Source organism: Aeromonas sp. S13(2024) (assembly GCF_041402405.1).
Classification (GTDB): Bacteria; Pseudomonadota; Gammaproteobacteria; order Enterobacterales; family Aeromonadaceae; genus Aeromonas; species Aeromonas veronii.
Window position 1 is genome coordinate 23,723 of record NZ_JBGLRA010000009.1, and the last position, 26,665, is coordinate 50,387.

Genomic DNA, 26,665 nt, shown 5'->3' on the forward strand with positions numbered 1-26,665 from the left:
GTCTATGCAATGTCATCGTATCGAAGAGCTGCTGGAGTTGTTGCAGCCTGCCTGGATCAAGGAACAGGATCTCAGCCTGGTGCAGTTTGTTGCCAAACTGGCCCAAGAAGCGGGATTTGAAGGGCCTCTGTCCGAGCTGACCGACGACATGCTGATCTATCACCTCAAAATGCGGGAATCCGACAAACAGGCGATGATCCCCGGTCTGGCCAAGGATCATGTGCCCGATTTCAAAGAGGCACTGCTCAAGGCACGCGGAATCAAGTGAATCTTTAGCGGAAGCGCATCACCTCGGGGTGATGCGCTTTTTTGTTGCCGAAAATTGCGATCCAACCCCAATATTAGATACATCTAATCCACACAATTAGCATGCTGTTTAAGATATAATCCGCTCCATAACAAATAAGGGAGCGATGTCTTGCAATGGCCGACCACGATAAAATCGATATCAAGGACGTCACCGACAAGGGCGTAACCGGGACCTTCAACCCCAATACGTTCAAAGCCAGCGACGACAGATTCAACCCGGGCAACCGCATCTATGTGCGGGCCCAGAAAGGGTATTGGCAGCGGATGCGCAAGGCCATGGGCTGGTTCTTTGTGGCGCTGTTCGTGCTGCTGCCCTGGCTGCGTTACGACGGGCGACAGGCGGTGCTGTTCGACCTCGGTCACCAGCAGTTCCATATCTTTGGCGCCACCATCTGGCCGCAGGATCTGACCCTGCTCGCCTGGCTCTTCATGATCGCCGCCTTCGGACTCTTCTTTATTACCACTTTCCTCGGTCGGGTCTGGTGTGGCTATCTCTGCCCGCAGACGGTCTGGACCTTCATGTTCATCTGGTTTGAAGAGAAGCTGGAAGGGCCCGCCAATAAGCGGCGCAAGCTGGACGAGGCGCCCTGGAGCGTCGAGAAGCTGGCCCGCAAGGGAGCCAAGCATCTGGCCTGGCTGGCGATCTCACTGGTGACCGGCCTGACCTTCGTCGCCTACTTCCAGGATGTAACTGAACTGGTGCCGGACCTCTTCACCCTGCAGGCCAGCGGATGGGTGCTGTTCTGGGTGATCTTCTTCACCATCATTACCTACGGCAACGCTGGCTGGATGCGTGCCATCATGTGTATCCACATGTGCCCCTATGCCCGCTTCCAGTCCGCTATGTTCGACAAGGACACCTTCATCGTCGGCTATGACACCAAGCGTGGCGAGACCCGTGGCGCCCGCTCCCGCAAGGCGGATCCCAAGGCGATGGGGCTAGGCGACTGTATCGACTGCGATCTCTGCGTGCAGGTCTGCCCGACCGGTATCGATATCCGCGACGGCCTGCAGTATGAGTGCATCAACTGCGGCGCCTGCGTCGATGCCTGCGACCAGACCATGGAGCGGATGGGCTACCCGAAAGGGCTCATCAGCTACACCACAGAGCACAAGCTGGCCAACGACTCGACCCATGTGGCGCGGCCGAAGCTGATTGGTTACGGGCTGGTGATGGCGGTGATGCTGGGGGTATTTGTCTACAACGCCATGTCCATCATGCCGATGGGGCTCGATATCCTGCGGGATCGCAACCAGCTGTTCCGCGAAAACAGCGAGGGGCTTATCGAGAACACCTACACCCTCAAGATCCTCAACAAGACCCTGCAGTCCCAGACCTACCAGCTGGATGTGGAGGGCTTGCCCGAGTATCAGTGGTTCGGCCCCCGTGAAGTGACCCTGAAGGCGGGCGAGATCTACACCCTGCCGGTCAGTCTGGCGGTCGATCCCTACAACCTGAAGCGGCCGGCGCTGGATATCCAGTTCGTGTTGAAACGGGAGGGAGCGGCGCCAGATGACAGCAAGGGTAACCTGCGTCAGGGCAGCAAGTTTATCAGCCGGTTGTAACTGCGTGTGGCTGCGGGGCGGGCGTTATGCCAGTCCGGTCACCAGCGAGCACGGCAATGGCGGGCAGTGGTGATAGAATGGGGCGCAACGGCGCCCCTTTCTTTATGGTGGATGACATGCGTTTCAACTATTCCGACCTCAATCCCGACCTCATCATGGATGCGCTCGATCTCAGTGGCCTGCGGCTCGACTCCGGTCTTATCGAGCTCAACAGCTACGAAAACCGGGTCTACCAGTTTCAGGATGAGGATCGTCGCCGCTATGTGGTGAAGTTCTACCGTCCCGGCCGCTGGAGTCGGGCCCAGATCCTCGAGGAGCACGAGTTTGCCATCCGTCTCGCAGAGGCTGAGATCCCGGTCGCCGCACCGCTCGCCTTCGCGGGCGAGACCCTGCTGGAGCACGAGGGCTACCCCTTTGCCATCTGGCAGAGCGTCGGTGGCCGCCAGTTCGAGGTGGATAACCTCGATCAGCTTGAGTGGGTGGGGCGTTTCCTCGGTCGCATTCATCAGATCGGCGCCAGCAAGCCGTTTCACCATCGGGTGCGGCTCGATGTGGAGAGCATGCTGCACGAACCGCGTCAGCTGCTGGCGTCTGGCGAGTGGCTGCCAAGCGGGCTGGCGAAGCAATTCTTCGGGGTGCTGGACGAGCTGATCAAACATGTCAGCGACGCTATGACCCTGGATGTGGCGCAGATCTCCCTGCATGGCGACTGCCACCCGGGCAACATCCTCTGGCGTGACGGTCCCATGTTTGTCGACCTCGATGATTGCCGCACCGGCCCCGCGATTCAGGATCTTTGGATGATGCTGAGCGGCGAGCGCCACGAGCAGCAGATCCAGCTCGACACCCTGCTGGCGGGCTACGAGGAGTTTATGGAATTCGACTCGCGGGAGCTGGCGCTGATCGAGCCGCTGCGGGCGATGCGCATCGTTCACTACATGGCGTGGCTGGCGCGGCGCTGGGAAGATCCCGCCTTCCCCCGTCACTTCCCCTGGTTCAATACCGATCACTACTGGCGTCAACAGATAGCGACCCTGCACGATCAGCTGGAAGCACTGAAGGCACCGCCGTTGAGTCTGATGCCAAACTGGTGAAATAGAAGGGATCTTGCGCGGCAAGGGGGACTCGATCTCCGGCCCTGACCATTGACGTCAGCATGGCGAAACAATAGGCTTGGCACTGCTTCGGTTCGCCGGGCGTGCCTCACAGTGATCCCTTAACAGGAAACATCATGAAAAAAGTTCTATTTTTCCTTGCTGCCATGCTGATGATCCCCATGGTTCACGCCGCCCCCGAGTTCAAGGAAGGCGTCAACTACGATGTGGTCAAACAGACTGGCAGTGCCCAGCCGGAAGTGATGGAGTTTTTCTCCTACTACTGCCCGCACTGCGCTACCTTCGAACCGATCGTTGAACAGTTGAAGGCCGGGTTGCCAGAGGGTGTGCCCCTCAAGAAGAACCCGGTTGCCTTCCTCGGCCGCGAGATGGGCCCCGAGATGCAGCGTGCCTACGCCGTTGCCAGCCTGCTCAACGCCGAAGCCAAGCTGACCCCGGCCATCTTCACCAAGATCCACACCCAGCGTCAGCCGCCGATGAGCCGTGACGACGTGAAGAAGATCTTCGTGGACAACGGCGTTCCGGCTGAAGAGTTCGACGGTGCCGTCGACAGCTTCGCCGTCTCCGGCATGGTCTCCCAGTTCGATCGCAACACCGAGAGCTACAACATTCGCGGTGTACCGGCCTTCCTGGTGAACGGCAAGTACATGGTGAAGATTGAATCCATTACCTCTCAAGAGCAGTTCAACAAGCTGGTGCAGTTCCTGCTGGCCAAGAAAGACTGATACCCCTTGAGTCGATAAAAAGCCCGCCGGTGTGAACCGGCGGGCTTTTTGTTTTCTGATGTTCGGGAAGATCAGACCCCGACGTGGAACGCCTGTTTGAGGTTGCGGATAAACTCCGCATCCCGACAGAGGGTCTTGCCCGGGCTGTCGGAAATCTTGGCAACCGGGCCGCCATTGCACTCGATCAGCTTGAAAACGATGTTCATCGGGCTGACACCGGGCAGATCGCAGGTGAGCTTGGTGCCGATGCCGAAACTGGTGTTGATGCGGCCACGGAAGTGGCGGAACAGCTGCACCGCCTTGTCGAGGTTGAGCCCATCGGAGAAGACCAGGGTCTTGTCGGTGGGGTCGATGCCAAGGCGCTGATAGTGGCTGATCGCCTTCTCGCCCCACACCACGGGATCGCCGGAGTCGTGGCGCAAGCCCTGATAGCTGCTGGCCAGCTCGAAGTCGAAGTCCCGCAGAAAGGCATCCATGGTGATGCAGTCGGTCAGGGCGATACCGAGATGGTCGGTGAACTCGTCCAGCCAGCTGGTGAGGGCCGCGCGCTGGCTGTGCTCCAGCGGGAAGCCGAGCTGCTGGTGCGCCTGGAACCACTCATGGGCCTGGGTGCCAACAGCGGGCAGCTTGTACTTCTGGGCCAGCATGTAGTTGCTGGTGCCGCGAAACGCCGGCAGCCGCTCCTTGAGGCGACCCACTACCGCATCCTGTACCGCATGAGAGAAGCGGCGGCGGGTGCCGAAGTCGATGAGGTTGAACTCGCTCATCTCGTCGCGGCTCAGCTCCTTCTCCAGCTTGTCGATCTTCTGATCGAGCCGCTCCAGCGCGTGGCTGACGCCGAACTGAGGGTAGCGGAAGCGGTTGCGCATCTCGCTGATGATGGCGAGCACCGGGATCTCCCACAGGATCACATCCTGCCAGGGGCCCTCGACCCGCACATTGATGCGGCCATCCTGCTCGAACACTTTGAGCAGGGAGGCGTCGAGCGGCTTGCGGCGCAGGTGGTCGAGGTAGTCAGGGGTGAAGAAGGGACGCTCGGCCAGAAAATCGAGCTCTGGCTTGGTCAGTCGCAGGGAACCGGCGAGGCGCAGTTGCTCCTCGATCTGCCCCATCATGGGCAGCAGATCCTCTTCATTGCGGCTGTGAAACTCGGCCACCACCTCGGCATCCGGATAGCGATGGAACACCGCCTGCTGCATATGCAGCTTGTAGGCGTCGGTGTCGAGCAGGCTGGTAAGAATCGGTGGCATATCAGGCTCCCCGCAGGCGAGCGAACGCCAGTTGCATAGTTAAATTGCAGGCGCCGCTATCGGACAGGCTGGTGAGGATTGCGGGCATATCAGGCGTCCAGCAGGCGTTGTACATCGATCAGGGTCTGGGCCAGTTCGGCCCCTGCCTCGATCATCTGGGTGTGGGCGCTGGCAACCGTCGCGGGGGCGATGCCACGGCAGGCATCGAGATGGACGATTACCCGGAAACCGGCGCGGCGCAGTTGCAGCACGCTGGTTTTGACACAGTAGTCGGTGGCGAGGCCGCCGACCAGCACGGTATCGACCTTGCGGGCTTGCAGGAATTCGATGAGTCCGGTGCTGCGCCGTTCGGCCAGGTCGTGGAAGCAGGTGCCGTAGGGATGCAGATCAGGCTCGACCCCCTTCCAGACGAAGAAGTCATAGTCGATGGGAGCGGGCAGGCCGTCGAGCAGCTCGAAGCCCTTGCTGCCCGGTACGCAGTGCACCGGCCAGGTGAGGTCGGCGTTGGGCAGATCCAGCGGCAGCAGCATGCCGGCGGGGTCAGAAACGGCCCAGTCGGCATTGGCGGGGTGAGAGTCCTTGCTGCCGATCCGCAGCGTGGCGAGGGTGGCCTGAGCGTTGAGCGCAGCCACAATATCATCACCGCCCGCAACGGGCAGTTCGTTCGGGCAGAGGGGGGTAAAGCCCTTCTGCGCATCAATATCCAGGCTGGCGACGGTTCCCATGATTGGCTCCTGCACATACTATTCGTGTGATATTATCTACCAAACATTAATGGAAGGCGAGCAGGGCGATCGGCATGCTGAGAATGAGTCTGGATATGGTGGTGCTGCGGTTGCATGAGGAGCGGCTCGAGCTGCTGCTCGAGACCCGCGATCGCCCCCCCTTTGCCCACTGCTGGCAACTGCCGGCGCTGCGCATCGACGAGACCCGGGATCTGGATCTGGATGCCGCCCAGCGCCGTCTGCTGGCGGAGTGGGGGCTCGGTCACTGCTACAGTGAGCAGGTCTGCACCCTCGGCAATCTGGAGCGGGATCCCCGCGGCTGGTCCACGACCCTGGTCTATCTCTGTCTGGTGGATCCGGAAGTGGAGGCGATCCACGGTTGCTGGCATCCGCTCGCCAACCTGCCGGGGCTGAGCCTCGCCTTCGACCATGTCCAGCTCATCGCCAAGGGGCTGGAGCGGCTGCGGATCAAGAGCCGCTACAGCACCCTGCCGCTGCAACTGCTGGGGCCCGAGTTCACCCTCTCCGAGGTGCAGCGCGCCTTCGAAATCATCCTGCAAACACCCATGAATACGGCGGCATTTCGCAAGCGGATCCATCGCGCCGACATTCTGGTGGATACCGGCCGCAAGCGCACCGGCAAACAGCGTCCTGCCATCCTCTACCGGCTGGAGAGCCCCTGCTGCGTGATGTTCGATCAAGTGATGCACGGAGCGGAGGCGTGAGTGCGAATCCTGTTCGTGTGCTGGTCAGCGCGTGTTTGCTGGGTCAGCCAGTGCGTTACGACGGTCAGAGCAAGGGGATTGTCAGCGACTGGCTGAGTGCGCTGGGTGCCGAGGGGCGGGCGCTGGCCTTCTGCCCCGAAGTGGCGGGCGGTCTGCCGACCCCGCGTCCTCCTGCCGAGCGGCAGGGCGAGCGTGTAGTGACGGCGAGCGGACTGGATGTGACTGCCGAGTTCGACCGTGGCGCCGAGCTGGCGCTGGAAATCTGTCAGACGCAGGGCATTCGCTTCGCCCTGCTGAAAGAGGGGAGCCCCTCATGTGGCAGCGGCCGTATCTATAACGGCCGCTTTGAAGGGGTTTCTGTGGCGGGCGAGGGCAAGACCACTGCCCTGCTGCGCCGCCACGGGATTGTGGTCTTTTCCGAGGATCAGTTGGCCGAGTTGGCCTCGGCGCTCTCTTTGGATTCCTCCCCGGATTTGGCGGCAACCGGCAGCGGCGCCTGACCGCTCTGCCACCCCTCCAGCACCTCGTCCTTCTCCTGCCAGCGTTGGTTTAGCCACTCCTGAAAACCGCGCTTGAACTGCTTGTCGTTGAAGTAATCTCCTATCAGCTGCTCATTCACCGGCAGCTCCTCAATCCGCACCTGAATGCGTTTTACCCGTCCCATCAGGAAGTCCTTGAACGGGGTCTCGGCGTTGTCCGGATAGCGGATGGTGACGTTGATCAGGCTGTCGAACTGTTCGCCCATGGCCGCCAGTGTAAAGGCCAGTCCTGCCGCCTTGGGCGGCATCAGGTGACGATAGCGGGAGCGGGCCGCATCCCGTTTCTGCTCGGTGAAACGGGTCCCTTCCACGAAGTTGATGACGGTAGTGGGGATGTGGCGAAACTTCTCGCAGGCGTTGCGGGTGGTCTCGATATCCTTGCCGCGCAGGTGCGGATTTCTTAACAGAAATTCTCGCGAATAGCGGCGCATAAAGGGCATATCGAGCCCCCAGCAGGCGAGCCCCAGCAGCGGGATGTAGATCAGCTCGTGCTTCATAAAGAACTTGGGCACCGGCAGCCGGTCGCGGAACAGGTGGCCGAGCACCACGATATCGGTCCAGCTCATATGGTTGCTGATGATGAGATACCAGCCATCCTTGCGCAGTCGGGTGTTGTCCTCCACCTGCCAGTCAATACGGGTGGTGAGGCGGATCACCAGCGCATTGCAGGCCAGCCACAGTCTCATGAAGCGGTTGTTGAGCCGGCTGCAGGCGCGGCCAAAGGCCGGGATCGGCAGCAACAGTTTGGCCAGCGACACCAGCAGGATCAGGCTGGCGCACAAGGCGGTGAAAAGGATGGTCAGGCCCGCGCTGATGATCAGCACCAGCGGGCCGGGAAGCAGGGATAGCATGAATGTTTACTGCGCCTTGGTTGCCAGCAGTTGGCTCAGGGTCTGGTCCTTTTCGTGCCAGATCCCGTTCAACCACTGTTGAAACTCTTGTTGGAACTCGGGGTCATTGAAGTAATCCCCCACCAGCTTGCGGTCGATCGGCAAATAGCGGACCTGAACCTTGATTTGCCCGACCCGGCCACACATGAAGTCCCAGTAGCTGGGAATGCCGTCCGGATAGGCGATGGTGACATCCACCAGTTGATGCAACTGGTCACCCATGGCTGCCAGGGTAAAGGCGATGCCCCCCGCTTTCGGGAGCAGCAGATGACGATAGGGCGAGCCCTGCTTCTGATGCTTGCTGCCGGTGAAGCGGGTGCCTTCGACGAAGTTCATCACACTCACCGGAATGTGGCGGAACCTGGCGCAGGCCTTACGGGTCGTTTCAATGTCTTTTCCCTTCAGATGGGGATGTTTTTCCAGAAATTTTCTGGAATATCGCCGCATGAAGGGGAAGTCGAGCGCCCACCATGCCAGACCGAGAAAAGGTACCCAAATCAGCTCTTTCTTGAGGAAAAACTTCAGGAAGGGGATTTTTTGGTTAAAAACCCGCTGCAGTACCAGTATGTCGACCCAGGATTGATGGTTGGCAATCACCATATACCACTCATTCCGGCGCCCTTTGTCCACTCCGACCACCTCGAAAGGGGTTTTGATGATGGTTTTCTGGATCAGATTGTTGAAACCGATCCAGCAGCTAGCACAGCCATCCAGCAGCCAGTTGCAGAGGGTGCGCCACCCCTTGAGGGGGAGCAGGAGCTTGAGCAGACCCAGCGAGAAGATGGGGACAAACCAGAAGAGGGTGTTGAAAAAATAGAGCAGGGTGGAGAGGCTGCCGCGCAGTCGCTCTGTCAGCTTGTTGGGCATGAGTCGGGTCCGTCTTGCTGTCGATAAAGGGCCATCAAGTGGTCAGATCTGTGGCCATAATATCAGCCGATTGCCCGTGAGACCATTCAGAGCCGTTACGGGGGTTGGACTCACCCTTTTCCCTCCTGTCAGCTGCTGCGCAGTCGCGACAGCAGCCGGTCCATGGCGCGATAACCGAGCGCCTCGATAAGATGCTCCTTGCCGATGGCGGATTGCCCCGCCAGATCGGCGATGGTGCGTGACACCCGCAAAATGCGGTGCCAGGCCCGGATACTGAGCCCCAGCTTCTGGATGGCATTCTCCAAAAATTCGGCATCTTGCGCTGATAGTCGGCAAATATCCTCTATCTCGCGGCTATCCAGCAGGTTGTTGAGCTTGCCGTTACGGCTCAGCATGCGCTCTCGTGCCGCCAGCACCCGATCGCGGATCTGCTGGCTAGACTCCCCCCGCTCCGCCTTGCCGGTAAGGCTCCCCTTGGGCAGCAGCGGCACCTCAACTGTCAGGTCGAAGCGGTCGAGAAAGGGGCCAGAGAGCTTGCCGAGGTAGCGCAGGATCTGATCCGGGCTGGAGCGGGTCTGGCCATCGCCATAGTGGCCGCAGGGGCTGGGGTTCATGGCGCCGACCAGCTGGAAGCGGGCGGGAAAATCGACCTGACGGGCGGCCCGGCTGATGGTGATGTGGCCCGTTTCCAGCGGCTCGCGCAGGGAGTCGAGCACCTTGCGCTCGAACTCCGGCAGTTCATCCAGAAACAGCACCCCGTTGTGGGCCAACGAAATTTCGCCGGGCCGCGGGTGGCTGCCACCCCCCACCAGCGCCACTGCCGAGGCACTGTGGTGCGGCGTGCGGTAGGGCCTGTGGTGCCAGTGACCGGCGCGCGGGGTGAGGCCACCGATGGAGTGGATGGCGGCGGTCTGCTGCGCCTCCTGCTCGCTCAGCGGCGGCAAGATGCCGGGAAGGCGGCTCGCCAGCATGCTCTTGCCAGTGCCGGGCGGGCCGATGAACAGCAGGTTGTGGCTGCCGGCGGCGGCGATCTCCAGCGCCCGCTTGGCCTGTGACTGGCCAATCACATCCTGCAGATCCGGTACATCGGGCAGGCTCTCCGCGCTTTGGGGATCCGGCAGGGGCAGTTCGTACTGGCCTGCCAGCCAGGCGGTGACGGCCAGCAATTGGTGGGCGGTGCGCACTTCGGCATCCTGAATGAGGGACGCTTCCGGGCCGTTCTCTCGCGGTACCAGCAGAGTGCGCCCCGCATCCCGGCAGGCGAGCACGGCGGGCAGCACCCCGAGCACGGGGCGAATTTCGCCGGTCAGGGCCAACTCCCCCAAAAATTCATGATCGAGCAGGTATTTTGCCGGTATCTGCTTGGAAGCGGCGAGAATGCCGATGGCGATAGCCAGATCGAAGCGGCCTCCCTCCTTGGGCAGATCGGCGGGGGCCAGATTGACGGTGATGTGTTTGCTCGGGAACTCGAAATTGCCGTTGAGTAGGGCGCTGCGCACCCGATCCCGCGACTCCTTCACCGAGGTTTCCGGCAGGCCGACCATGTTGAAGGCGGGCAGGCCGTTGGAGAGGTGAACTTCCACTGTAACTTGCGGGGCCGCGATCCCGAGGCTGGCACGGCTATAAACCACAGCTAATGACATAAATCCCGTCCTTGAGTTGATATATGTTCTGACTAACTGCTTGTTGTTGGTTTTTTATTCCAGAGTTCCGGCTGGGGAATAGCCAAAATCAGTGGGTTGTCACAGAAAAAAGGCTTGCCCAATAAAAATCACCGTGCTAGTTCTAATAGCCATTCGCGGTAGAAACCGCCCCAATTTCACAGGATTTCCGGTTGTAACTATGAACATGGCCTCCCGTTTCGTCAGCATTATTGTGGTCCTAGTGGTGATTATTATCTCACCGCTCGGGGCTCGTTTAGCTGTACGGAACAAGGGATAGACCCACCACCGGACAGAACGAAACAAGCGACCCCCGAGCCTCACAGCTCGGGGGTTTTTTTTCGACCAAAGGACAGGATTTTCCACATGAACGGCGCGCAGTTTTTGGTACAGGCTCTCAAGAAACAGGGTGTGACCCAGGTGTTTGGTTACCCGGGCGGGGCCATCATGCCGGTCTACGATGCCCTGTATGACGGTGGTCTGGCCCATCAGCTCTGCCGCCATGAGCAGGGCGCCGCCATGGCCGCGGTCGGTTATGCCCGCGCCTCCGGTCAGGTGGGAGTCTGCATCGCGACCTCCGGCCCCGGCGCCACCAATCTGGTGACCGGTCTGGCGGAGGCGCTGCTCGATTCGGTGCCGCTGGTGGCCATCAGTGGTCAGGTGCCCTGTTCCGCCATCGGCACCGATGCGTTTCAGGAGGTCGACGTGCTCGGCATGTCCCTCTCCTGTACCAAGCACTCCTTCATGGTGACCGATGCCGCCGATCTGGGGCGTGTGCTGGCAGAAGCTTTCGCCATCGCCACCGAAGGTCGCCCCGGCCCTGTGCTGATCGATCTCCCCAAGGATGTGCAACTGGCCGCGGTGCCTGCCCAGAGCCCGCTGTTTGCAGTGGAAGAGCCGGAGGTGCTCAACCCCTCGGATCTGGCCGCAGCCCGCACCCTGCTGGCCGCCGCCGAGCGCCCGGTGCTCTACGTCGGTGGCGGAGTGGGCATGGCCAATGCCGAGCAGCAGTTGCGCGACTTTGCTGCCGCAACCGGCATGCCTGCGGTCACTACCCTCAAGGGGATCGGCGCGCTCGACCCCGATAGCCCCGTTTATCTCGGCATGCTCGGCATGCACGGCACCAAGGCCGCCAACTACGCGGTGCAGCAGTGCGATCTGCTGCTGGTGGTGGGCGCCCGTTTCGATGATCGGGTGACCGGCAAGCTGGAGGAGTTTGCTCCCGAAGCCAAGGTGATCCATCTCGATGTGGATGCCGCCGAGTTCGGCAAGCGCCGCGCCGCCGAGGTAGGTATCACCACGGATCTCAAACAGGTGTTGCCGCGCCTCGCCATGTCCCTCTCCATCGACCCTTGGCGTGAACACTGTGCGAACATGGCCCGCGAGTATGCGTTCCGCTACGACCACCCGGGGCAGGCCATTTACGCTCCGGCGCTGCTCAAGCAGCTATCTGCCAAGTTGCCGGAGACCAGCGTGGTCGCCTGCGACGTGGGTCAGCACCAGATGTGGGTAGCCCAGCACATGCGCTTCACCAGCCCGCGCAACCACCTCTCCAGCGCCGGCCTCGGCACCATGGGCTTTGGTCTGCCCGCCGCCATCGGCGCCAAGATGTCGCGCCCGGAGGATGAAGTGGTGCTGGTGAGCGGTGATGGCTCTTTCATGATGAACGTGCAGGAGCTCGGCACCATCCGCCGGGCCCAGCTCAAGGTGAAGATGGTGCTACTGGATAACCAGCGCCTCGGCATGGTGCGCCAGTGGCAGGAGCTGTTCTTCGACGGCCGCTACAGCGAGACCATCCTCTCCGACAACCCCGATTTCGTCGCCCTGGCTGCCGCTTTCGGCATTCCGGGCGAGACCATCACATGCAAGGAACAGATAGCCGGTGCCCTCGATCGCCTGCTGGCAAGCGAGAGTGCCTACCTGCTGCATGTGGCCATTTCAGAGGAAGAAAACGTCTGGCCCCTGGTTCCGCCGGGAGTCGCCAACCACCAGATGATGGAGCAACGCCCATGAACCCGCACACCCTTGCCCAGCCCGCATTTGCACAGCACACCCTGCATATCCATGCCCAGCCCAGACCGGAAGTGATGGAACGGGTGCTGCGGGTGGTGCGTCACCGTGGCTTCAATCTCTGCGCCCTCACTATGGAAACGAGAGCGGAGCAGGATTGCCAACAGCTGCGGATCACGGTTACTGTCGAGTCGGTGCGTCCCATCCAGCAGTTGTGGAGCCAGCTGGTTAAGCTGGTGGACGTCTCCCGGGTCGATGCACTGGAACAGCAACCCCGGATCAGAGCTTAAGGAGCCAAGCCAATGTCACAGCCTTCCCAATCCGCCACTCATCCCCAATACATCTGGTTCAACGGCACACTGGTGCCCTGGCAGGATGCCCAGATACACGTGATGAGCCACGCCCTGCACTACGGCTCCTCGGTGTTTGAGGGTGTGCGTGCCTACGACACCCCCAAAGGCACCTGCATCTTCCGTCTGCAGGAACACACCCGCCGCCTGTTCGACTCCGCCAGGATCTACTGGATGGACGTCCCCTACAGCGAGTCCGACGTGAATGAAGCCTGCCGCACCGTGGTGCGCGAGAACGGCCTGAAGAGCGGCTACCTTCGCCCGCTGGCCTTTGTCGGCAACGTGGGGCTGGGGCTGCATCCGCCGCTGGATGCCAAGGCCGACCTGATGGTGGCGGCCCTGCCGTGGGGCGCCTATCTGGGGGAAGAGGGACTGAAAAACGGAGTGGATGTCTGTGTCACCTCCTGGAATCGGCTCGCTCCCAACACCATACCCACAGGCGCCAAGGCCGGGGGCAACTACCTGTCGTCCCAGCTGATCAGTCGCGAGGCCAAGCGCAACGGCTTTGCCGAGGGGCTGGCGCTGGATGTGAACGGCTACCTGAGCGAAGGGGCGGGGGAGAACCTGTTTCTGGTGAAGAACGGCGTGCTGTTTACCCCGCCCGCAACTGCCGCCATCCTGCCCGGCATCACCCGCGACACCATCATGATGCTGGCCCGCGATCTCGGTTATGAGGTGCGCGAGCAGGCGCTGCCCCGCGAGGCGCTCTATGTGGCAGACGAAATCTTCATGACCGGCACCGCCGCCGAGGTGACCCCGGTGCGCTCCGTCGATCGGATGAAGGTGGGCGCTGGCAGCCGTGGCCCGGTGACCGAGCAGCTGCAGAATGCCTTCTTCGGCCTGTTCAATGGCCAGACCGAAGACAAGTGGGGCTGGCTGACGCCCGTCAACGACTGATGAGAGAGGGGAGGCGTCATGCCTCCCCGAGTCGCTTCTGGTGAGCGCTTCCCTGAGGAGTCTTCACCAGGGTCGATTCCGATCCACTCGTATCATCACCGCATAACGCATCGAGCCCATATGGGCATTCAGGGAGTAGAGACAATGCCGAAGTTGAGATCCGCCACCACCACCCACGGACGTAACATGGCCGGGGCCCGCGCCCTTTGGCGTGCTACCGGAATGACCGATCAGGATTTCGGCAAGCCTATCATCGCCGTGGTCAACTCCTTCACCCAGTTCGTGCCGGGCCACGTCCACCTCAAGGATCTGGGCCAGCTGGTGGCGCGCGAGATCGAAGCCGCGGGGGGCGTTGCCAAAGAGTTCAACACCATCGCCGTGGATGACGGCATCGCCATGGGCCACGGCGGCATGCTCTACTCCCTGCCATCGCGGGAGCTGATCGCCGACTCGGTGGAGTACATGGTCAACGCCCACTGCGCCGACGCCATGGTCTGCATCTCCAACTGCGACAAGATCACCCCGGGGATGCTGATGGCGGCCCTGCGTATCAATATCCCGGTCATTTTTGTCTCCGGCGGCCCGATGGAAGCGGGCAAGACCAAGCTCTCCGACCAGATCATCAAGCTGGATCTGGTGGATGCCATGATCCAGGGCGCCGATCCCAAGGTATCGGATGCCCAGAGCGAACAGGTTGAGCGCAGTGCCTGCCCTACTTGCGGCTCCTGCTCCGGCATGTTTACCGCCAACTCCATGAACTGCCTGACCGAGGCGCTCGGCCTCTCCCAGCCGGGCAATGGCTCCATGCTGGCGACTCACGCCGATCGCGAGCAGCTGTTCAAGCTGGCGGGTCAGCGCATCGTGACGTTGGCCAAGCGCTGGTATGAGCAGGACGATGCCTCGGCACTGCCGCGCAATATTGCCACCAAGGCGGCGTTCGAGAACGCCATGGCGCTGGACATCGCCATGGGCGGATCCACCAATACCGTGCTGCACCTGTTGGCTGCGGCGCAGGAGGCCGGTGTCGACTTCACCATGGCCGATATCGACCGCATGTCCCGCAAGGTGCCACAGCTCTGCAAGGTGGCGCCCTCCACCCAGAAATACCATATGGAAGATGTGCACCGTGCCGGTGGTGTGGTCGCCATTCTGGGCCAGCTGGAAAAAGCGGGTCTGGTGCATGGCGATACCCGTACCGTGCTGGGTTGCTCCCTTGTCGAACAGCTCAATGAATATGACGTCAGCCGCCAGCCGAGTCAGGAGGTGGTGGACTTCTACCGAGCTGGTCCGGCCGGCATCCGCACCACCAAGGCGTTCAGTCAGGATTGTCGCTGGCCAGAGCTGGATCTGGACAGAGCCGAAGGGTGCATCCGCTCGCTGGATAACGCCTACAGCCAGGAGGGCGGCCTTGCAGTGCTTTCCGGCAACCTCGCGGTCAATGGCGCCATCGTCAAGACCGCAGGCGTGGATGAGGAGAACCTCACCTTCCGTGGCCCGGCACGGGTGTTCGAGAGTCAGGAGAGCGCGGTGAACGGTATCCTCGACGGTACCGTGAAAGCGGGCGAGGTGGTGGTGATCCGCTACGAAGGGCCGAAAGGGGGCCCGGGCATGCAGGAGATGCTCTACCCCACCACTTATCTCAAGTCCATGGGGCTCGGCAAGGCGTGCGCCCTGATCACCGATGGCCGTTTCTCCGGCGGTACTTCGGGTCTCTCCATCGGCCACGTCTCGCCGGAAGCAGCTTCTGGCGGCACCATTGGTCTGGTGGAGGATGGCGACATCATCAGCATCAATATCCCGGCCCGCAGCATGGTGCTGGAGGTGGCCGACAGCGTGCTGGCTGCCCGCCGTGTCGCCGTGGAAGCCCGTGGCTGGAAGCCGCTCGATCGCCAGCGTCAGGTCTCCTTTGCCCTGCGCGCCTACGCCATGTTCGCCACCAGCGCCGATAAAGGCGCGGTTCGCGATCGCTCGATGCTGGGGGAATAAATCATGGTCTCTGCGGCGGATTATCTACGCAAGGTGTTGCTCTCTCCCGTCTACGAGGCGGCGCGAGTGACCCCGTTGCAAACGTTGAAAAAACTCTCCGAGCGGCTCGGCAACCATGTCAGTTTGAAGCGGGAGGATCTGCAACCGGTCCACTCCTTCAAGCTGCGCGGTGCCTACCACAAGATCGCCACCCTGACCGAGGAGCAGAAGTCGCGCGGCGTTATCGCCGCCTCTGCTGGCAACCACGCGCAGGGGGTCGCCCTGTCGGCCGCCAAGCTCGGCATCAAGGCGATCATCGTGATGCCCAAGACCACGCCGGATATCAAGATCGATGCGGTACGCCGTCAGGGCGGCAACGTCATGCTGTTTGGCAATAGCTTCGACGAGGCCTATGGCGAGAGTCGCCGCCTCGCCACGCTTGAGGGCTACACCCTGATCCCGCCGTTTGACGACGTTGAGGTGATCGCCGGGCAGGGCACCATCGGCAAGGAGCTGCTGGAGCAGGATACCCACCTCACTCACGTCTTTGTGCCGGTGGGCGGTGGCGGGTTGGCCGCCGGGGTGGCGGTCTATATCAAGCAACTGCTGCCGGATGTGAAGGTGATCGGGGTGGAAGCTGAAGGGTCTGCCTGCCTCAAGGCGGCCATGGCGGCCGGTGAACCGGTCAATCTGGAGCGGGTCTCGCTGTTTGCCGACGGGGTGGCGGTCAAGCGCATCGGCGAGGAGACCTTCCGCCTCTGCAACCAGTATCTGGACGAGGTAGTGACCGTCTCCAACGATCAGATCTGCGCCGCGCTGAAAGACATCTTCGATGACTGCCGCGCCATCGCCGAGCCGTCGGGGGCCCTGTCGCTGGCTGGCCTCAAGGCCTACAGCGAGCGGGAGCAGGTCAGGGGTGGCCGGATGGCGGCCATTCTCTCCGGCGCCAACGTCAACTTCCACAGCCTGCGTTACGTGTCGGAGCGCTGCGAGATTGGCGAGAAGCGCGAGGGCATGTTGGCGGTGACCATCCCCGAGCGCAAGGGGGCCTTCCTCGACTTCTGCCGTCTGCTCGGGCCGCGCATGGTGACCGAGTTCAACTATCGCTACGCCGATGCCGAGCAGGCGTCGCTGTTCGTCTCGGTGCGTCTCACTGGCGGTGACGAGGAGCTGGGTCAGATCATCGATCAGCTCGGTGGCAACGGCTACCCGGTGGTCAACATGACCGAGAGCGAGCTGGCCAAGAATCATGTGCGCTACATGATTGGCGGCCGCCCGGCCCGGCCCCTCGGTGAACGTCTCTACAGCTTCAAGTTTCCGGAGCAGCCTGGCGCCTTGATGCGCTTTCTTGAGACTCTGGGCTGTCGCTGGAACATCAGCCTGTTCCACTACCGCAACCACGGTGCCGACTACGGCCGGGTGCTCTGCGCCTTCGAGTTGCCGGACGAGGACGTGGCCGCCTTCCACGACTACCTGCGCGAGATTGGCTACGGCTGGAAAGAGGTGAGCGACGACCCCGCCTACCGGCTGTTCCTGGCCAGTTGAGCAAGGGGGGCTTCAACAACTCGTCGGGAGGGAGGCGTTATGCCTCCCTTTTCTATTGCTGCGTGTGGATAGGTCCACTCCGTACGACGCAACGTCATGGTTTAACTGGCAAAACAGTGTGAATAGGTACACAGGTGATTTTTACGCCGGATATTGCTGGCAAGCTCACACTCCTGATGGCTTGGTCATTTGAGGCTGCGTTCGGATGGGATACCCTGAATAGTGGAGAGGCCGCCTGACGGCTTCACACAGGGAAAGTGCGCACTCAGGCGCCCATAACGACTTATTGCAGAGGCGAAAATATGAATAAATCCATGCTTGCCGTATTGGTCAGTGGTTTGCTGGCGGCCGGAGCCGTACAGGCCGCCGCTCAGGACAATACCTGGTATGTCGGTGGCAAGGCCGGTTGGTCCAATTACTATGGCGTTGACCACAACCAGTATGCCGAGTCGATTGCCCAGACGTTGGGTAATACCAGCGAGAACACGGATGATCTGGGTCTGGGCCTGTTCGCCGGTTACCAGCTCAACCCCAACCTGGGTTTCGAGCTGGGTTATGACTGGCTTGGCAAATACGACACCACTTCGGGCACTGGCGCCAATACCCTCAATACCGAAGCCAAGAGCCAGATGATTCAGGCCACCATGAAGATCAGCTTCCCGGCAACGAATGTGCTCGATCTTTATGGCCGACTGGGCGGTGCCTATGCCTGGACGGATAGCGAGATCAGCTTCGCCAATACCAGCGAGACCGGCAAGAAGCATGGCGCCGCCTTCGTTGGTGCGCTGGGTGCCGAATACGCCATCGATCGTGACTGGGCTGCCCGTCTGGAGTACCAGTACACCACGCCTCTGGGAGATGCCTCTCTCGATCGCTCCGGTATCGAGATGGATAACGGCCTGATTTCGTTCGGGATGCTCTATCGCTTCGGTCAGCAAGGTGGCGAGGTCGTAGCACCGGCTCCCGCTCCGGCAGCCGAACCGGCACCTGTAGCCGTGGTGGAGCCCAAGACCTTCAGTCTGAGTTCCGATGTGCTGTTCGAGTTCAACAAGGCGACCCTGAAGCCGGCAGCCAATCAGGCGCTCGATGCCCTGTTCAGCCAGATTGTGGCGGCCAATCCGAAAGATGGCGTCGCAACTGTCATCGGTTATACCGACCGCATCGGCTCCGACAACTACAACCTGGCCCTCTCCGAGAAGCGGGCCCAGAGTGTGGCCAGCTATCTGGTATCCAAAGGCTTGTATGCCGACAAGGTACGGGTCGAGGGGCGTGGCAAGTCCAATCCGGTCACTGGCAATAGCTGTGCCAGCCGCTCCAAGCAAGAGCTGATCGCCTGTCTGGCACCGGATCGCCGGGTGGAAATCCATCTGGAAGGGGTTTCCCAGCCTGTCCAATAAGCAGAGCGACGGGAGCAATAAATGTAAAAACGGGAGGCTTGGCCTCCCGTTTCTTATGGGGTGTTTACGATGTCGAGCCTCAGAGTCCGAACAGCGGGCGCAGGCGAATGCCGATCAGGCTGCCAGCGAGGGCCATCAGCATCCAGACCCAGCCGTGCAGGCTGCCAGAGGCGGTGCCATCGAAAAAGCCGCCGAGGTTGCAGGCGGCGTACATGGCGCCCATCCCCATCAACAGGCCGCCGATGATGGAGGCCAGACTGTTGCCGATCCGCATCGGGGCGAAGGTGCCGCCACCGCTCAAACAGCGCGCCAGCATGGCCCCCAGAATCCCGAGCCAGAACATGCCGACCATGGGGTTGATAAAGAGTGGCTGGGCCAGCTTGGGGTTGCCCTCGAACAGGCCGAACAGGGAGGCGCCGCGCAGCGCCATGTCATAGACGGCGCCGGTGATGGTCCAGGCCGAGCCGTGCAGAGCGACCACGGACGAGTTGAGCAGAGCTATGATGATGCCGCCGGTCAGCGCGGTGAAGCGGCCATCGCGCCAGAACAGGTTGCCGCCGCTGAAGAGGGGCTTGAGTTCGCCGGTACGCTTGAGTTCGCTGTTGCGAAACAGCAGGAACAGCGCGGCGACCAGCGCCAGGTTGAGCAGCATGCCGCTCCAGATATTGCCGGTCAGATCCCGGGCCAATACCACATGGCTGGAGAAGGTAGCCTCCAGTTCGGGGCGGAACTGGTTGCTGATAAGGGTGCCAATGCAGTAGCAGATCAGCACCAGCCAGAAGCGGGGTTGCCCCTCGCCGCAGCAGTAAAGAGTGCCGGTGGCGCAGACGCCAGCCAGCTGCATGCCGATGCCGAACAGGAAGGCACCGACGATGAAAGGAATGCCGATAGCCATCACGTTACCCACCATGGCATCGCCAAACAGGGCGTGGCTAAAGGAGAGGAAGGTGGTGAACAGCAGAATTTCGATGGCGATGGTGAGCAGGTGAACCCGCACGTAGTAGCTGTTGCGCTTGGTCAGCATTTCGCGCCAACCGAATACGATGCCGAAGCGACTGAAGGAGAGGGTGAAGCCGAAGCCGAATCCGATCAGGGCCATCAGAGCCCATTTCATACCAAAAGTATTGCCAAGCCAGAGTAACGCTCCCCCCGCGATTGCCACGATGGGGAGCGACCATTTTCGAGTCATGTCAGTTGATCCTTGCAGTTGGTTTTCAGAGGGGCGGATCCTATTCCCTCATGGAGTCTAATGCTACCCATTTAACCAGTGCAGAGAAAAAGGGGGGCGCTGACTCCCGTCAGCGCCGGGGATCAATGGCGGGTGGTGTCGAGATGGAAGTGGTGAGTCTGTCTGGTCAGAATGCGGGCGTGTTGGGCGACCATGGTCGCCTCTTCGGCGGCCTGACTGGCGCTCTGGTTGGCCTCGGCCGCCAACCGCGACATCTCCCCGACCTGATGGTGGATCCCCTGCACCAGCCGGGTCTCATCGCTCATCAACTGATCGACCTGAGCGATGCGCTGGTTGATCTCCTCGCAGCTCTGCGCGATCCGGGCGACGCTCTGGCGCGCTGTCATCGTGTGAGTGACCGCCTGTTCGACCCGGGCCAGCTCGGTATCCATCTCGCTGGCGGCGCGCAGGCTGACATCCTGGATCTTGCCGATGATAGTGTTGATCTCGGTGGTGGCACTGCCGGTGCGGGTCGCCAGCGAGCGCACTTCATCGGCCACCACGGCAAAACCGCGCCCCTGTTCACCTGCCCGCGCCGCTTCAATGGCGGCGTTCAGCGCCAGCAGATTGGTCTGCTCCGCAATATCGTGAATAGCGCCCGCCAGCCCGGCAATCTGCTGCGAGAGGCCGGCCAGATCCGAAATGGTATGGGAGACCTGCTTCACTCCCGTGACTTGCTCCCCGATCACCTGTTCCACGGTGTGGATGGCGAGCGTCGCCTCTTGTGCCCGCTCTGCTGACTGCAGGGTTTGCTCCCCTACCTGATGCAGCTGGCTACCCGCCTGTTCAATGGAGTGGGTGAGCTGTTCGATGGCCTGTTCGATATGGTGGGCCGCCCCGACCTGCGCCTGACTGTCATCGGTGTGCCGTTGTGCCATGGCGGTCAGGCTGGTGGCGCGATCATCCAGCGTACTGGCGCTGCGTTGCAGCGACTCCACCAGGGTTGCCAGCTGGTCACGCATGGCCCCAATCTGGCGGATCAGCTCGCCGATGGCATCAAGCCCCGGCTCCGGCATGGGGCGGTTCAACTCCCCTTCGGCGATGGCGGCGGTGGCCTTGCCAGCGGCCAGCAGCCGCTGTTGGGTGGGGCGTCCCAGCCAGAAGATGAGTCCGGCCCCCAGCAGTGCGGCGCACAACAGCAGGGCGTAACAGAGTCGGGTGGTGTTGGCGAGATGGGCCATCTGCTCGGCGGCATACTCGTTACCGCGGATGACGGTGGCGTCCACCCCTAGCCGGTGGGCGTTATAGAGGGTGTGCAGGCGTGCCGCAATCGCGCCCGCCTGCGCCAGATCCCCCGCCTTGATGGCGGGGACAAACTTGTCGTTGAGCAACTGCCAGAACAGTTCCCCCTGCACTTTTTGCTCCCCCAGCAGCAGCTCCCTGAGGGGCTCGTTCAGGCTGCTCTCTTGCCAGAAGCGGTTACGGCTCTCGAACTCTTGCTGCAGTCGGGCGAGGGTTTGCAGCAGGGCCTCCCGCTCCTCCGGTTTGGCATGGAGCAGGGTGTAGACCTGCAACTGGGATTCGATGAGGTAGAGAGGCGGCGGCAGAATATCGGCTACCACATCCTTCCCCTGTCCCATCTGGTCGGCTGCGCTCCGGACCGAATAAAGCCCGAAAAAGCTGATGGAGATCAGCGTGATAATGACCATGATCCCCAGAACCTGACCAAAAAGCAGGGATCTGTCGTGAATGTGCTTGAGCATGTTGCCTCCATTCGGCTCCGTTCATGGATAGCATAGCTCTCTGGCGGGATAGTGAGACTCGGGTGTGGTCTGTTGATGGCGAGTCGGCTCTGGAGAAGGGGAAGTCGCAGTCTGGAGGCCGCTGGTGGCACGAAAAAGAGCCCCGGCTGGTGAGCCGGGGTCGGGGGGCGGGGAGGGGTCAGGTCCGGTTTGGCGCGGCTTTGCCGCTTCGTAACCCATCGAGACTGAACAGCACCAGTGCGCTCCAGATGCAGGCGAAGGTGAGCAGCTTGTCCATCGCCAGCGCTTCCCCATAGAGGGTGACTGCGAGGATAAACATCAGGCTGGGGCCTATGTACTGGAAGAAGCCCAGGGTGGAGAGCTTGAGCCGGGTCGCGGCGGCGGTGAAGCAAAGCAGGGGGGCCGTGGTGACGGCGCCTGCGGCGATCAGCAGCAGGTTGAGGTGCCAGTCGTTCTGGGTGAGATGGCTGGTGGGGCTGTCGGCAAAGCCCCACAGATAGATGGCCGCTGGCGGCAGCATGATCATGGTTTCGATCAGCAGACCGGTGAGGGCATCGAGGGCCAGTTTTTTGCGCACCAGCCCATAGATGGCAAAGCTCGACGCCAGCACCAGCGCAATCCAGGGCAAGGAGCCAAAGGCGATAAGCTGGATGGCCACGCCGGCAAAGGCCAGCGCCACCGCCCACCACTGCAGGCGGCGCAGCTTCTCGCTCAGAAACACCATTCCCAACAGTACGTTGAACAGCGGGTTGATGTAGTAGCCGAGGCTGGCATCCAGCATATGGCCGTTGTTGATGGCCCAGATAAACAGCAGCCAGTTGCCGCCGACGGTAACCGAGGTAAACGCCAGGGTGAGCAACACTTTTGGCTGGCGCAGCACCGCCTGCACCTTGTGCCACTGGCGCCCTGCCAGGGTCAGTACCATCAGCAGCACGCAGGACCAGATCATCCGGTGGGTCAGGATCTCGGCGGCCGGAACGGCAGAGATGGTCTTGAAATAGATGGGGGCTATGCCCCAAAGGGTATAGGCGCACAGGGCGTAGATGACGCCCTGACGCTGGATCTGTTGCGGCATGCGGATGACCTTTACTGAAGCGTTGGATGCGGGAAAACATCGCAAAAAATCAGTGTAGCGATCCTTTTGCGGGGAAAGAAGCTAATAAACAAAGTTTGAGGGATAGGGGGAGTGTGGCTGGCCGGTCAACCTTTACCGCGGCGGATCTTGTCGACGTCCATCAACAGCCACAACATCAGGGCGATGGCGGAGATCCAGGGGCCCCAGGTCACGTAGGCCTCGCCGTGCCCCAGCACGAAGAACAGCAGGGGCAAACCGATCACCAGAAAAAGTACGCTTCCCAGAAAAAATAGCATTTTTGTCTTTATATTTAACATGTTGGCTTTTTTATCATTATAAGGATTGAGCCCGGTGATGGAAGGCCAAAAATGCAAAAGGGGGATTTCTCCCCCTTTTTGATCCGATAGTGCTGCTTTGTCGTGTTATTCCAGCTGAATCCAGGTGCTTTTCAGCTCGGTGTACTTCTCCAGCGCATGAAGTGACTTGTCGCGACCGTTACCGGACTGTTTGAAGCCGCCAAATGGCATGGTCATGTCACCGCCGTCCCAGTTGTTGACGAACACGGTGCCAGCGCGCAGGGCGCGGGAGCCCTTCACCGCCTTGTTGAGATCCGCCGTCCAGATCGCCGCGGCTAGGCCGTAGTCGGTGTCATTGCCCAGCGCAATGGCCTCTTCCAGCGTATCGAAGCCGGTCACCGCCAGCACAGGGCCGAAGATCTCCTCGCGGAAGATGCGCATCTGCGGGGTTACGTCGTCGAAAATAGTGGGTTCGATATAGAATCCGCCACTCTCCATATTGGTGCGGTTGCCCCCCAGCAGCAGCTTGGCCCCCTCTTGCTTGCCAATCTCGATATAGCGCAGCACCTGCTCCATCTGGATGTGATCCACCATGGCACCGATGCGGGTCGCAGGGTCGAGCGGGTTGCTCGAGATCCACTCGTGGGCATGGGCCAGCAGTCGCTCCATAAATTGCGGCTTGATGCTGTTTTGCACCAGCAGGCGGGAGGCGGCGGTGCATACTTCGCCCTGGTTGTAGAAGATAGCGCCAGCGGCGCTCTTGGCCGCGGCGTCCAGATCCGGCGCATCCGCCAGTATGATGTTGGGGCTCTTGCCGCCGCACTCCATAAAGGCGCGCTTGAGGTTGGACTTGCCGGAGCACTCCACCAGATGTTTGCCGATCTTGGTGGAGCCGGTGAAGGTAATGCAGTCCACATCCATGTGCATGGCCAGCGCCTCGCCCACGGTATGACCAAAGCCTGGCAGCACGTTGAACACGCCGTCCGGAATACCTGCCTCCTTGGCCAGACCTGCGATGCGCAGGGCGGTCAGGGGGGACTTTTCGGAAGGCTTGAGGATCACCGAGTTGCCGGTGGCGAGCGCCGGGCCCAGCTTCCAGCAGGCCATCACCAGCGGGAAGTTCCACGGCACGATGGCGGCGACTACCCCGAGTGGTTCGCGGGTCACCAGCGCCAGAGCGGATTCCTCGACCGGCGCGACCTGATCGTAAATCTTGTCGATCGCTTCGGCGTTCCAGGCGATGCAGTTGGCAGCGGCCGGAGCGTCATAGCTCATGGCATCGCCGATAGGTTTGCCCATGTCCAGCGACTCCAGCAGCGCCAGCTCCACCTTGTTGAGACGCATCAGTTCGGCGAAGCGCTGCATGATCTGCTTGCGCTGTTTCGGTGGCAGGCCGCTCCAACGCTTGTCGTTGAAGGCGTCACGCGCAGCCTGTACCGCCAGTTCGGCATCGGCGGCATCGCAGGCTGCTACCTTGGTCAGCAGCTTGCCGTTGGCCGGGTTGATGCAATCGAAGGTGGCGCCATTGACGGCATCCCGATAGCTGCCGTTGATAAAGGCTTGCGAGGGCAGGGTCAGATGGGCGGCCTTGTGTTGCCACTGGGCCAGGGTCAGGTCACTCATGTTCACTCCTTGAACCGGCAAAAGTCAGTTTCCGCGTATCAATATGCTAAACATCCAGCCGCTTGTAAATCCATCTTGTAACAATTCATTAAACATTGCCCCCTGCCGATGCGCGTCTGAATGTCAGAAACTGGCGGGGGTGTTGGCCGAAATCAGCACGCATTCCTGCTCGCCGCTATTGCGAAAACGGTGGGGGGTGCGGCTGTCGAAGTAGTAGCCATCCCCGGCGCCCAGCAGGTAGATCTGCTCGCCCACGGTCACTTCAACCTCGCCCTTGATGACGATGCCGCACTCTTCACCCTCGTGGCTCAGCATGTCGTCGCCGGTGTCGGCGCCAGGTGGCAGCACCTCCTGCAACATGCCGATGGCGCGGTTGGCTCGGCTGTGCCCGACCAGCCGGTAGCTGATGGGATGGGTGCCGAGATCCGGCATATCGGCGGCGCGGAAGATCACTTCGGTGCCCATTTCAGTCTCTTCGGTGAAGAAGCTGGCCAGCGACATGGGGATGCCTTCCAGCACCTTGCGCAGGGAGGCGACAGAGGGGCTCACCTGATTTTTCTCGATCTGGGAGATAAATCCGTTGGTCACACCGGAGCGCTTGGCCAGCTCGCGCTGGGAGAGGGCCGCCTTGGTGCGAACCGCCTTGAGGCGGTGACCGATATCCATCTATAGACACTCCTTGACTGTTTACTATTATTAAAATTGTGTTAAATATCTTATACCACCCTGCTGATGCGTCTTGCTAGGGGTGGCACCAGACAGGGCGATAACGGGCCCTTTTTTATGGATTCAGGTGTTTAATTTAATAGGCATTGGCCGACAGTTGCTAAACACCTTAAGGATGAGGTGACCATGAAACCGATCAGCGACATCAATACGCCCTCCGACATGTCCGCGTTCTGGATGCCGTTCACCGCCAACCAGCAGTTCAAGGCGGCGCCGCGCATCCTGAAGTCGGCAGAGGGGATGTATTATCACTCAGAGGATGGCCGCAAGATACTGGATGGCACAGCCGGACTCTGGTGTTGCAACGCGGGCCATGGTCGGCGCGAGATTGCCGAGGCGGTCTCCCAGCAGATTTCCCACCTCGATTTCGCCCCCACTTTCCAGATGGGCCACCCCCTGCCGTTCGAGCTGGCCAACCGGCTGGTGGAGATCGCTCCCAAGGGGTTTGGCCACGTTTTCTACACCAACTCCGGTTCCGAGTCGGTCGATACCGCGCTAAAAATCGCGCTGGCTTGGCAGCGGGCTCGCGGTCAGGGCACTCGCACCCGACTGATTGGCCGCGAGCGTGGCTATCACGGGGTCGGCTTTGGCGGCATCTCGGTGGGGGGCATTCCCGGTAACCGCAAGTGGTTCGGCTCCTTGCTGACCGGGGTGGATCATCTGCCCCATACTCTCAACATCGCCAAGAATGCCTTCACCAAAGGGCTGCCTGAGGAGGATGTGGCGCTGGCCGACGAGCTGGAGAAGATCGTCTTCCTGCACGATGCCAGCAATATCGCGGCGGTGATCGTCGAGCCCATCGCCGGCAGTACCGGCGTGCTGATGCCGCCCAAAGGCTACCTCAAGCGGCTGCGGGAGATCTGCACCAAGCATGGCATCCTGCTGATTTTTGACGAGGTGATCACCGGTTTCGGCCGCCTCGGTTCCCCCTTCGCCGCGCAGGAGTTCGATGTCATTCCCGACATGATCACCTGCGCCAAGGGGCTCACCAACGGCGCCATCCCCATGGGGGCGGTGCTGGTGCAGAAGCACATTTATGACGACATGATGGCGGCAGGCAAGGGGGCCATCGAGCTGTTCCACGGCTACACCTATTCCGGTCATCCGGTGGCTGCGGCTGCGGGTCTGGCGACCCTCGAGATCTATCGCAACGAGAACCTGCTCAGCCGCGCCGCCGATCTGGCTGGCTACTGGGAGGAGGCGGCCCATTCGCTGAAGGGCTGCAAGCATGTGAAGGATGTGCGCAACTACGGGCTGGTGGCGGGTATCGAGCTGGAATCCATGCCGGATGCGCCGGGCAAGCGCGCCTACGAGGTGTTTGTCCGCTGCTTCGAGAAGGGGGCATTGATCCGGGTGACCGGCGATATCATCGCTCTGTCGCCACCTCTCATTATCGAGCGCAGCCAGATCGACGATCTCTTCACCCTGCTGCAGGATGCCCTGCAGGCACAACCCTAACCCATATTTGATGGCCCCGC

At 61.2% G+C, this 26,665-nt stretch carries 24 protein-coding genes; 13 read left to right on the forward strand and 11 right to left on the reverse strand.

Annotated features, from left to right (window positions below; genetic code table 11):
• Window positions 1-4 precede the first annotated feature (4 nt).
• From ACB042_RS12975 to ACB042_RS12990, 4 genes are all read left to right on the forward strand, one after another.
• Window positions 5-268 (forward strand): YihD family protein, encoded by a 264-nt coding sequence (locus ACB042_RS12975; protein WP_005339598.1) that lies wholly within the window; start codon window positions 5-7, stop codon window positions 266-268.
• Between the two features lie 155 nt (window positions 269-423).
• Window positions 424-1,875 carry a cytochrome c oxidase accessory protein CcoG gene (gene ccoG, locus ACB042_RS12980; protein WP_371178533.1) on the forward strand — a complete coding sequence of 484 codons (1,452 nt, stop codon included), beginning with the start codon at window positions 424-426 and terminating at the stop codon, window positions 1,873-1,875.
• A gap of 104 nt (window positions 1,876-1,979) precedes the next feature.
• Window positions 1,980-2,969, forward strand: coding sequence for a serine/threonine protein kinase (locus ACB042_RS12985; RefSeq protein ID WP_371178565.1), 990 nt, complete (start codon window positions 1,980-1,982; stop codon window positions 2,967-2,969).
• Window positions 2,970-3,106: 137 nt separating this feature from the next.
• On the forward strand, window positions 3,107-3,715 hold the full coding sequence (locus tag ACB042_RS12990) for a thiol:disulfide interchange protein DsbA/DsbL (protein ID WP_005339604.1): 609 nt from the start codon (window positions 3,107-3,109) through the stop codon (window positions 3,713-3,715).
• Between the two features lie 71 nt (window positions 3,716-3,786).
• On the opposite strand, the gene pncB is transcribed toward ACB042_RS12990, so the two are convergent.
• Together pncB and ACB042_RS13000 are read right to left on the reverse strand one after the other, a co-directional pair.
• Window positions 3,787-4,965 (reverse strand): nicotinate phosphoribosyltransferase, encoded by a 1,179-nt coding sequence (pncB, locus tag ACB042_RS12995; protein WP_042062464.1) that lies wholly within the window; start codon window positions 4,963-4,965, stop codon window positions 3,787-3,789.
• An 89-nt stretch (window positions 4,966-5,054) separates the two neighbouring features.
• A complete protein-coding gene (locus ACB042_RS13000; RefSeq protein WP_005357452.1) occupies window positions 5,055-5,690 on the reverse strand; it encodes a nicotinamidase in 636 nt (211 codons plus the stop codon).
• A 74-nt stretch (window positions 5,691-5,764) separates the two neighbouring features.
• Between ACB042_RS13000 and ACB042_RS13005 the strand changes: the two genes are divergently transcribed.
• Window positions 5,765-6,415, forward strand: a complete 651-nt coding sequence (locus ACB042_RS13005) for a DNA mismatch repair protein MutT (protein ID WP_371178534.1) — start codon at window positions 5,765-5,767, stop codon at window positions 6,413-6,415.
• Window positions 6,412-6,915 carry a DUF523 domain-containing protein gene (locus ACB042_RS13010; protein ID WP_371178535.1) on the forward strand — a complete coding sequence of 168 codons (504 nt, stop codon included), beginning with the start codon at window positions 6,412-6,414 and terminating at the stop codon, window positions 6,913-6,915. The genes ACB042_RS13005 and ACB042_RS13010 overlap by 4 nt, the downstream gene beginning before the upstream one ends.
• On the opposite strand, the gene ACB042_RS13015 is transcribed toward ACB042_RS13010, so the two are convergent.
• From ACB042_RS13015 to ACB042_RS13025, 3 genes are all read right to left on the reverse strand, one after another.
• Window positions 6,840-7,805 carry an acyltransferase gene (locus ACB042_RS13015; RefSeq protein ID WP_335819256.1) on the reverse strand — a complete coding sequence of 322 codons (966 nt, stop codon included), beginning with the start codon at window positions 7,803-7,805 and terminating at the stop codon, window positions 6,840-6,842. The two genes, ACB042_RS13010 and ACB042_RS13015, sit on opposite strands and share 76 nt — an antisense overlap.
• A 6-nt stretch (window positions 7,806-7,811) precedes the next feature.
• Window positions 7,812-8,711, reverse strand: coding sequence for an acyltransferase (locus ACB042_RS13020; protein WP_043823224.1), 900 nt, complete (start codon window positions 8,709-8,711; stop codon window positions 7,812-7,814).
• A gap of 128 nt (window positions 8,712-8,839) precedes the next feature.
• The gene (locus ACB042_RS13025; protein WP_335828316.1) at window positions 8,840-10,354 is read right to left on the reverse strand and encodes a YifB family Mg chelatase-like AAA ATPase; all 1,515 of its coding nucleotides are present in this window, start codon (window positions 10,352-10,354) and stop codon (window positions 8,840-8,842) included.
• A 384-nt stretch (window positions 10,355-10,738) separates the two neighbouring features.
• On the opposite strand from ACB042_RS13025, the gene ilvG reads away from it, so the two are divergent.
• The 6 genes from ilvG (at window position 10,739) to ompA (ending at window position 18,536) form a co-directional block, all read left to right on the forward strand.
• The gene (ilvG, locus tag ACB042_RS13030) at window positions 10,739-12,385 is read left to right on the forward strand and encodes an acetolactate synthase 2 catalytic subunit (protein WP_371178536.1); all 1,647 of its coding nucleotides are present in this window, start codon (window positions 10,739-10,741) and stop codon (window positions 12,383-12,385) included.
• A complete protein-coding gene (ilvM, locus tag ACB042_RS13035) occupies window positions 12,382-12,672 on the forward strand; it encodes an acetolactate synthase 2 small subunit (protein WP_042079763.1) in 291 nt (96 codons plus the stop codon). The genes ilvG and ilvM overlap by 4 nt, the downstream gene beginning before the upstream one ends.
• A gap of 12 nt (window positions 12,673-12,684) precedes the next feature.
• The gene (locus ACB042_RS13040; protein WP_371178537.1) at window positions 12,685-13,629 is read left to right on the forward strand and encodes a branched-chain amino acid transaminase; all 945 of its coding nucleotides are present in this window, start codon (window positions 12,685-12,687) and stop codon (window positions 13,627-13,629) included.
• A 144-nt stretch (window positions 13,630-13,773) separates the two neighbouring features.
• Complete coding sequence (ilvD, locus tag ACB042_RS13045) at window positions 13,774-15,615, forward strand: dihydroxy-acid dehydratase (protein WP_104016262.1); 1,842 nt, start codon at window positions 13,774-13,776, stop codon at window positions 15,613-15,615.
• A gap of 3 nt (window positions 15,616-15,618) precedes the next feature.
• Window positions 15,619-17,139 (forward strand): threonine ammonia-lyase, biosynthetic, encoded by a 1,521-nt coding sequence (gene ilvA, locus ACB042_RS13050; protein ID WP_371178538.1) that lies wholly within the window; start codon window positions 15,619-15,621, stop codon window positions 17,137-17,139.
• A 302-nt stretch (window positions 17,140-17,441) separates the two neighbouring features.
• Window positions 17,442-18,536 carry a porin OmpA gene (gene ompA, locus ACB042_RS13055; RefSeq protein WP_064341311.1) on the forward strand — a complete coding sequence of 365 codons (1,095 nt, stop codon included), beginning with the start codon at window positions 17,442-17,444 and terminating at the stop codon, window positions 18,534-18,536.
• A gap of 79 nt (window positions 18,537-18,615) precedes the next feature.
• On the opposite strand, the gene ACB042_RS13060 is transcribed toward ompA, so the two are convergent.
• The 6 genes from ACB042_RS13060 to ACB042_RS13085 all read right to left on the reverse strand — a co-directional run bounded on the left by ACB042_RS13060 (window position 18,616) and on the right by ACB042_RS13085 (window position 25,127).
• Complete coding sequence (locus ACB042_RS13060; RefSeq protein WP_371178539.1) at window positions 18,616-19,725, reverse strand: YeeE/YedE thiosulfate transporter family protein; 1,110 nt, start codon at window positions 19,723-19,725, stop codon at window positions 18,616-18,618.
• Between the two features lie 122 nt (window positions 19,726-19,847).
• Window positions 19,848-21,467, reverse strand: a complete 1,620-nt coding sequence (locus ACB042_RS13065) for a methyl-accepting chemotaxis protein (RefSeq protein WP_224969103.1) — start codon at window positions 21,465-21,467, stop codon at window positions 19,848-19,850.
• 178 nt (window positions 21,468-21,645) lie between these two features.
• Window positions 21,646-22,542 (reverse strand): EamA family transporter RarD, encoded by an 897-nt coding sequence (gene rarD, locus ACB042_RS13070; protein WP_021231498.1) that lies wholly within the window; start codon window positions 22,540-22,542, stop codon window positions 21,646-21,648.
• 125 nt (window positions 22,543-22,667) lie between these two features.
• A complete protein-coding gene (locus ACB042_RS13075; RefSeq protein ID WP_005341999.1) occupies window positions 22,668-22,838 on the reverse strand; it encodes a hypothetical protein in 171 nt (56 codons plus the stop codon).
• A gap of 126 nt (window positions 22,839-22,964) precedes the next feature.
• The gene (locus ACB042_RS13080; RefSeq protein WP_371178541.1) at window positions 22,965-24,461 is read right to left on the reverse strand and encodes an aldehyde dehydrogenase; all 1,497 of its coding nucleotides are present in this window, start codon (window positions 24,459-24,461) and stop codon (window positions 22,965-22,967) included.
• A gap of 123 nt (window positions 24,462-24,584) precedes the next feature.
• Window positions 24,585-25,127, reverse strand: coding sequence for a cupin domain-containing protein (locus ACB042_RS13085; protein ID WP_005339643.1), 543 nt, complete (start codon window positions 25,125-25,127; stop codon window positions 24,585-24,587).
• 186 nt (window positions 25,128-25,313) lie between these two features.
• Here ACB042_RS13085 and ACB042_RS13090 point away from each other — a divergent pair, with 186 nt between their 5' ends.
• Window positions 25,314-26,645 (forward strand): aspartate aminotransferase family protein, encoded by a 1,332-nt coding sequence (locus ACB042_RS13090; RefSeq protein WP_064337567.1) that lies wholly within the window; start codon window positions 25,314-25,316, stop codon window positions 26,643-26,645.
• Window positions 26,646-26,665 lie beyond the last annotated feature (20 nt).

What these genes read in the sequence shown, in the direction of transcription:
- ACB042_RS13020 (WP_043823224.1), bottom strand. Translation starts at nt 8,711, where the DNA reads ATGCCCAACAAGCTGACAGAGCGACTGCGCGGCAGCCTCTCCACCCTG.
- ilvM (WP_042079763.1), top strand. Translation starts at nt 12,382, where the DNA reads ATGAACCCGCACACCCTTGCCCAGCCCGCATTTGCACAGCACACCCTG.
- ACB042_RS12990 (WP_005339604.1), top strand. Translation starts at nt 3,107, where the DNA reads ATGAAAAAAGTTCTATTTTTCCTTGCTGCCATGCTGATGATCCCCATG.
- ACB042_RS12975 (WP_005339598.1), top strand. Translation starts at nt 5, where the DNA reads ATGCAATGTCATCGTATCGAAGAGCTGCTGGAGTTGTTGCAGCCTGCC.
- ACB042_RS13015 (WP_335819256.1), bottom strand. Translation starts at nt 7,805, where the DNA reads ATGCTATCCCTGCTTCCCGGCCCGCTGGTGCTGATCATCAGCGCGGGC.
- ilvA (WP_371178538.1), top strand. Translation starts at nt 15,619, where the DNA reads ATGGTCTCTGCGGCGGATTATCTACGCAAGGTGTTGCTCTCTCCCGTC.
- ACB042_RS13080 (WP_371178541.1), bottom strand. Translation starts at nt 24,461, where the DNA reads ATGAGTGACCTGACCCTGGCCCAGTGGCAACACAAGGCCGCCCATCTG.
- rarD (WP_021231498.1), bottom strand. Translation starts at nt 22,542, where the DNA reads ATGCCGCAACAGATCCAGCGTCAGGGCGTCATCTACGCCCTGTGCGCC.
- ACB042_RS13000 (WP_005357452.1), bottom strand. Translation starts at nt 5,690, where the DNA reads ATGGGAACCGTCGCCAGCCTGGATATTGATGCGCAGAAGGGCTTTACC.
- ompA (WP_064341311.1), top strand. Translation starts at nt 17,442, where the DNA reads ATGAATAAATCCATGCTTGCCGTATTGGTCAGTGGTTTGCTGGCGGCC.
- ilvD (WP_104016262.1), top strand. Translation starts at nt 13,774, where the DNA reads ATGCCGAAGTTGAGATCCGCCACCACCACCCACGGACGTAACATGGCC.
- ACB042_RS13090 (WP_064337567.1), top strand. Translation starts at nt 25,314, where the DNA reads ATGAAACCGATCAGCGACATCAATACGCCCTCCGACATGTCCGCGTTC.
- ACB042_RS13085 (WP_005339643.1), bottom strand. Translation starts at nt 25,127, where the DNA reads ATGGATATCGGTCACCGCCTCAAGGCGGTTCGCACCAAGGCGGCCCTC.
- ccoG (WP_371178533.1), top strand. Translation starts at nt 424, where the DNA reads ATGGCCGACCACGATAAAATCGATATCAAGGACGTCACCGACAAGGGC.
- ACB042_RS13025 (WP_335828316.1), bottom strand. Translation starts at nt 10,354, where the DNA reads ATGTCATTAGCTGTGGTTTATAGCCGTGCCAGCCTCGGGATCGCGGCC.
- ACB042_RS13060 (WP_371178539.1), bottom strand. Translation starts at nt 19,725, where the DNA reads ATGACTCGAAAATGGTCGCTCCCCATCGTGGCAATCGCGGGGGGAGCG.
- ACB042_RS13075 (WP_005341999.1), bottom strand. Translation starts at nt 22,838, where the DNA reads ATGCTATTTTTTCTGGGAAGCGTACTTTTTCTGGTGATCGGTTTGCCC.
- ACB042_RS13040 (WP_371178537.1), top strand. Translation starts at nt 12,685, where the DNA reads ATGTCACAGCCTTCCCAATCCGCCACTCATCCCCAATACATCTGGTTC.
- ilvG (WP_371178536.1), top strand. Translation starts at nt 10,739, where the DNA reads ATGAACGGCGCGCAGTTTTTGGTACAGGCTCTCAAGAAACAGGGTGTG.
- ACB042_RS12985 (WP_371178565.1), top strand. Translation starts at nt 1,980, where the DNA reads ATGGTGGATGACATGCGTTTCAACTATTCCGACCTCAATCCCGACCTC.
- ACB042_RS13005 (WP_371178534.1), top strand. Translation starts at nt 5,765, where the DNA reads ATGCTGAGAATGAGTCTGGATATGGTGGTGCTGCGGTTGCATGAGGAG.
- pncB (WP_042062464.1), bottom strand. Translation starts at nt 4,965, where the DNA reads ATGCCACCGATTCTTACCAGCCTGCTCGACACCGACGCCTACAAGCTG.
- ACB042_RS13065 (WP_224969103.1), bottom strand. Translation starts at nt 21,467, where the DNA reads ATGCTCAAGCACATTCACGACAGATCCCTGCTTTTTGGTCAGGTTCTG.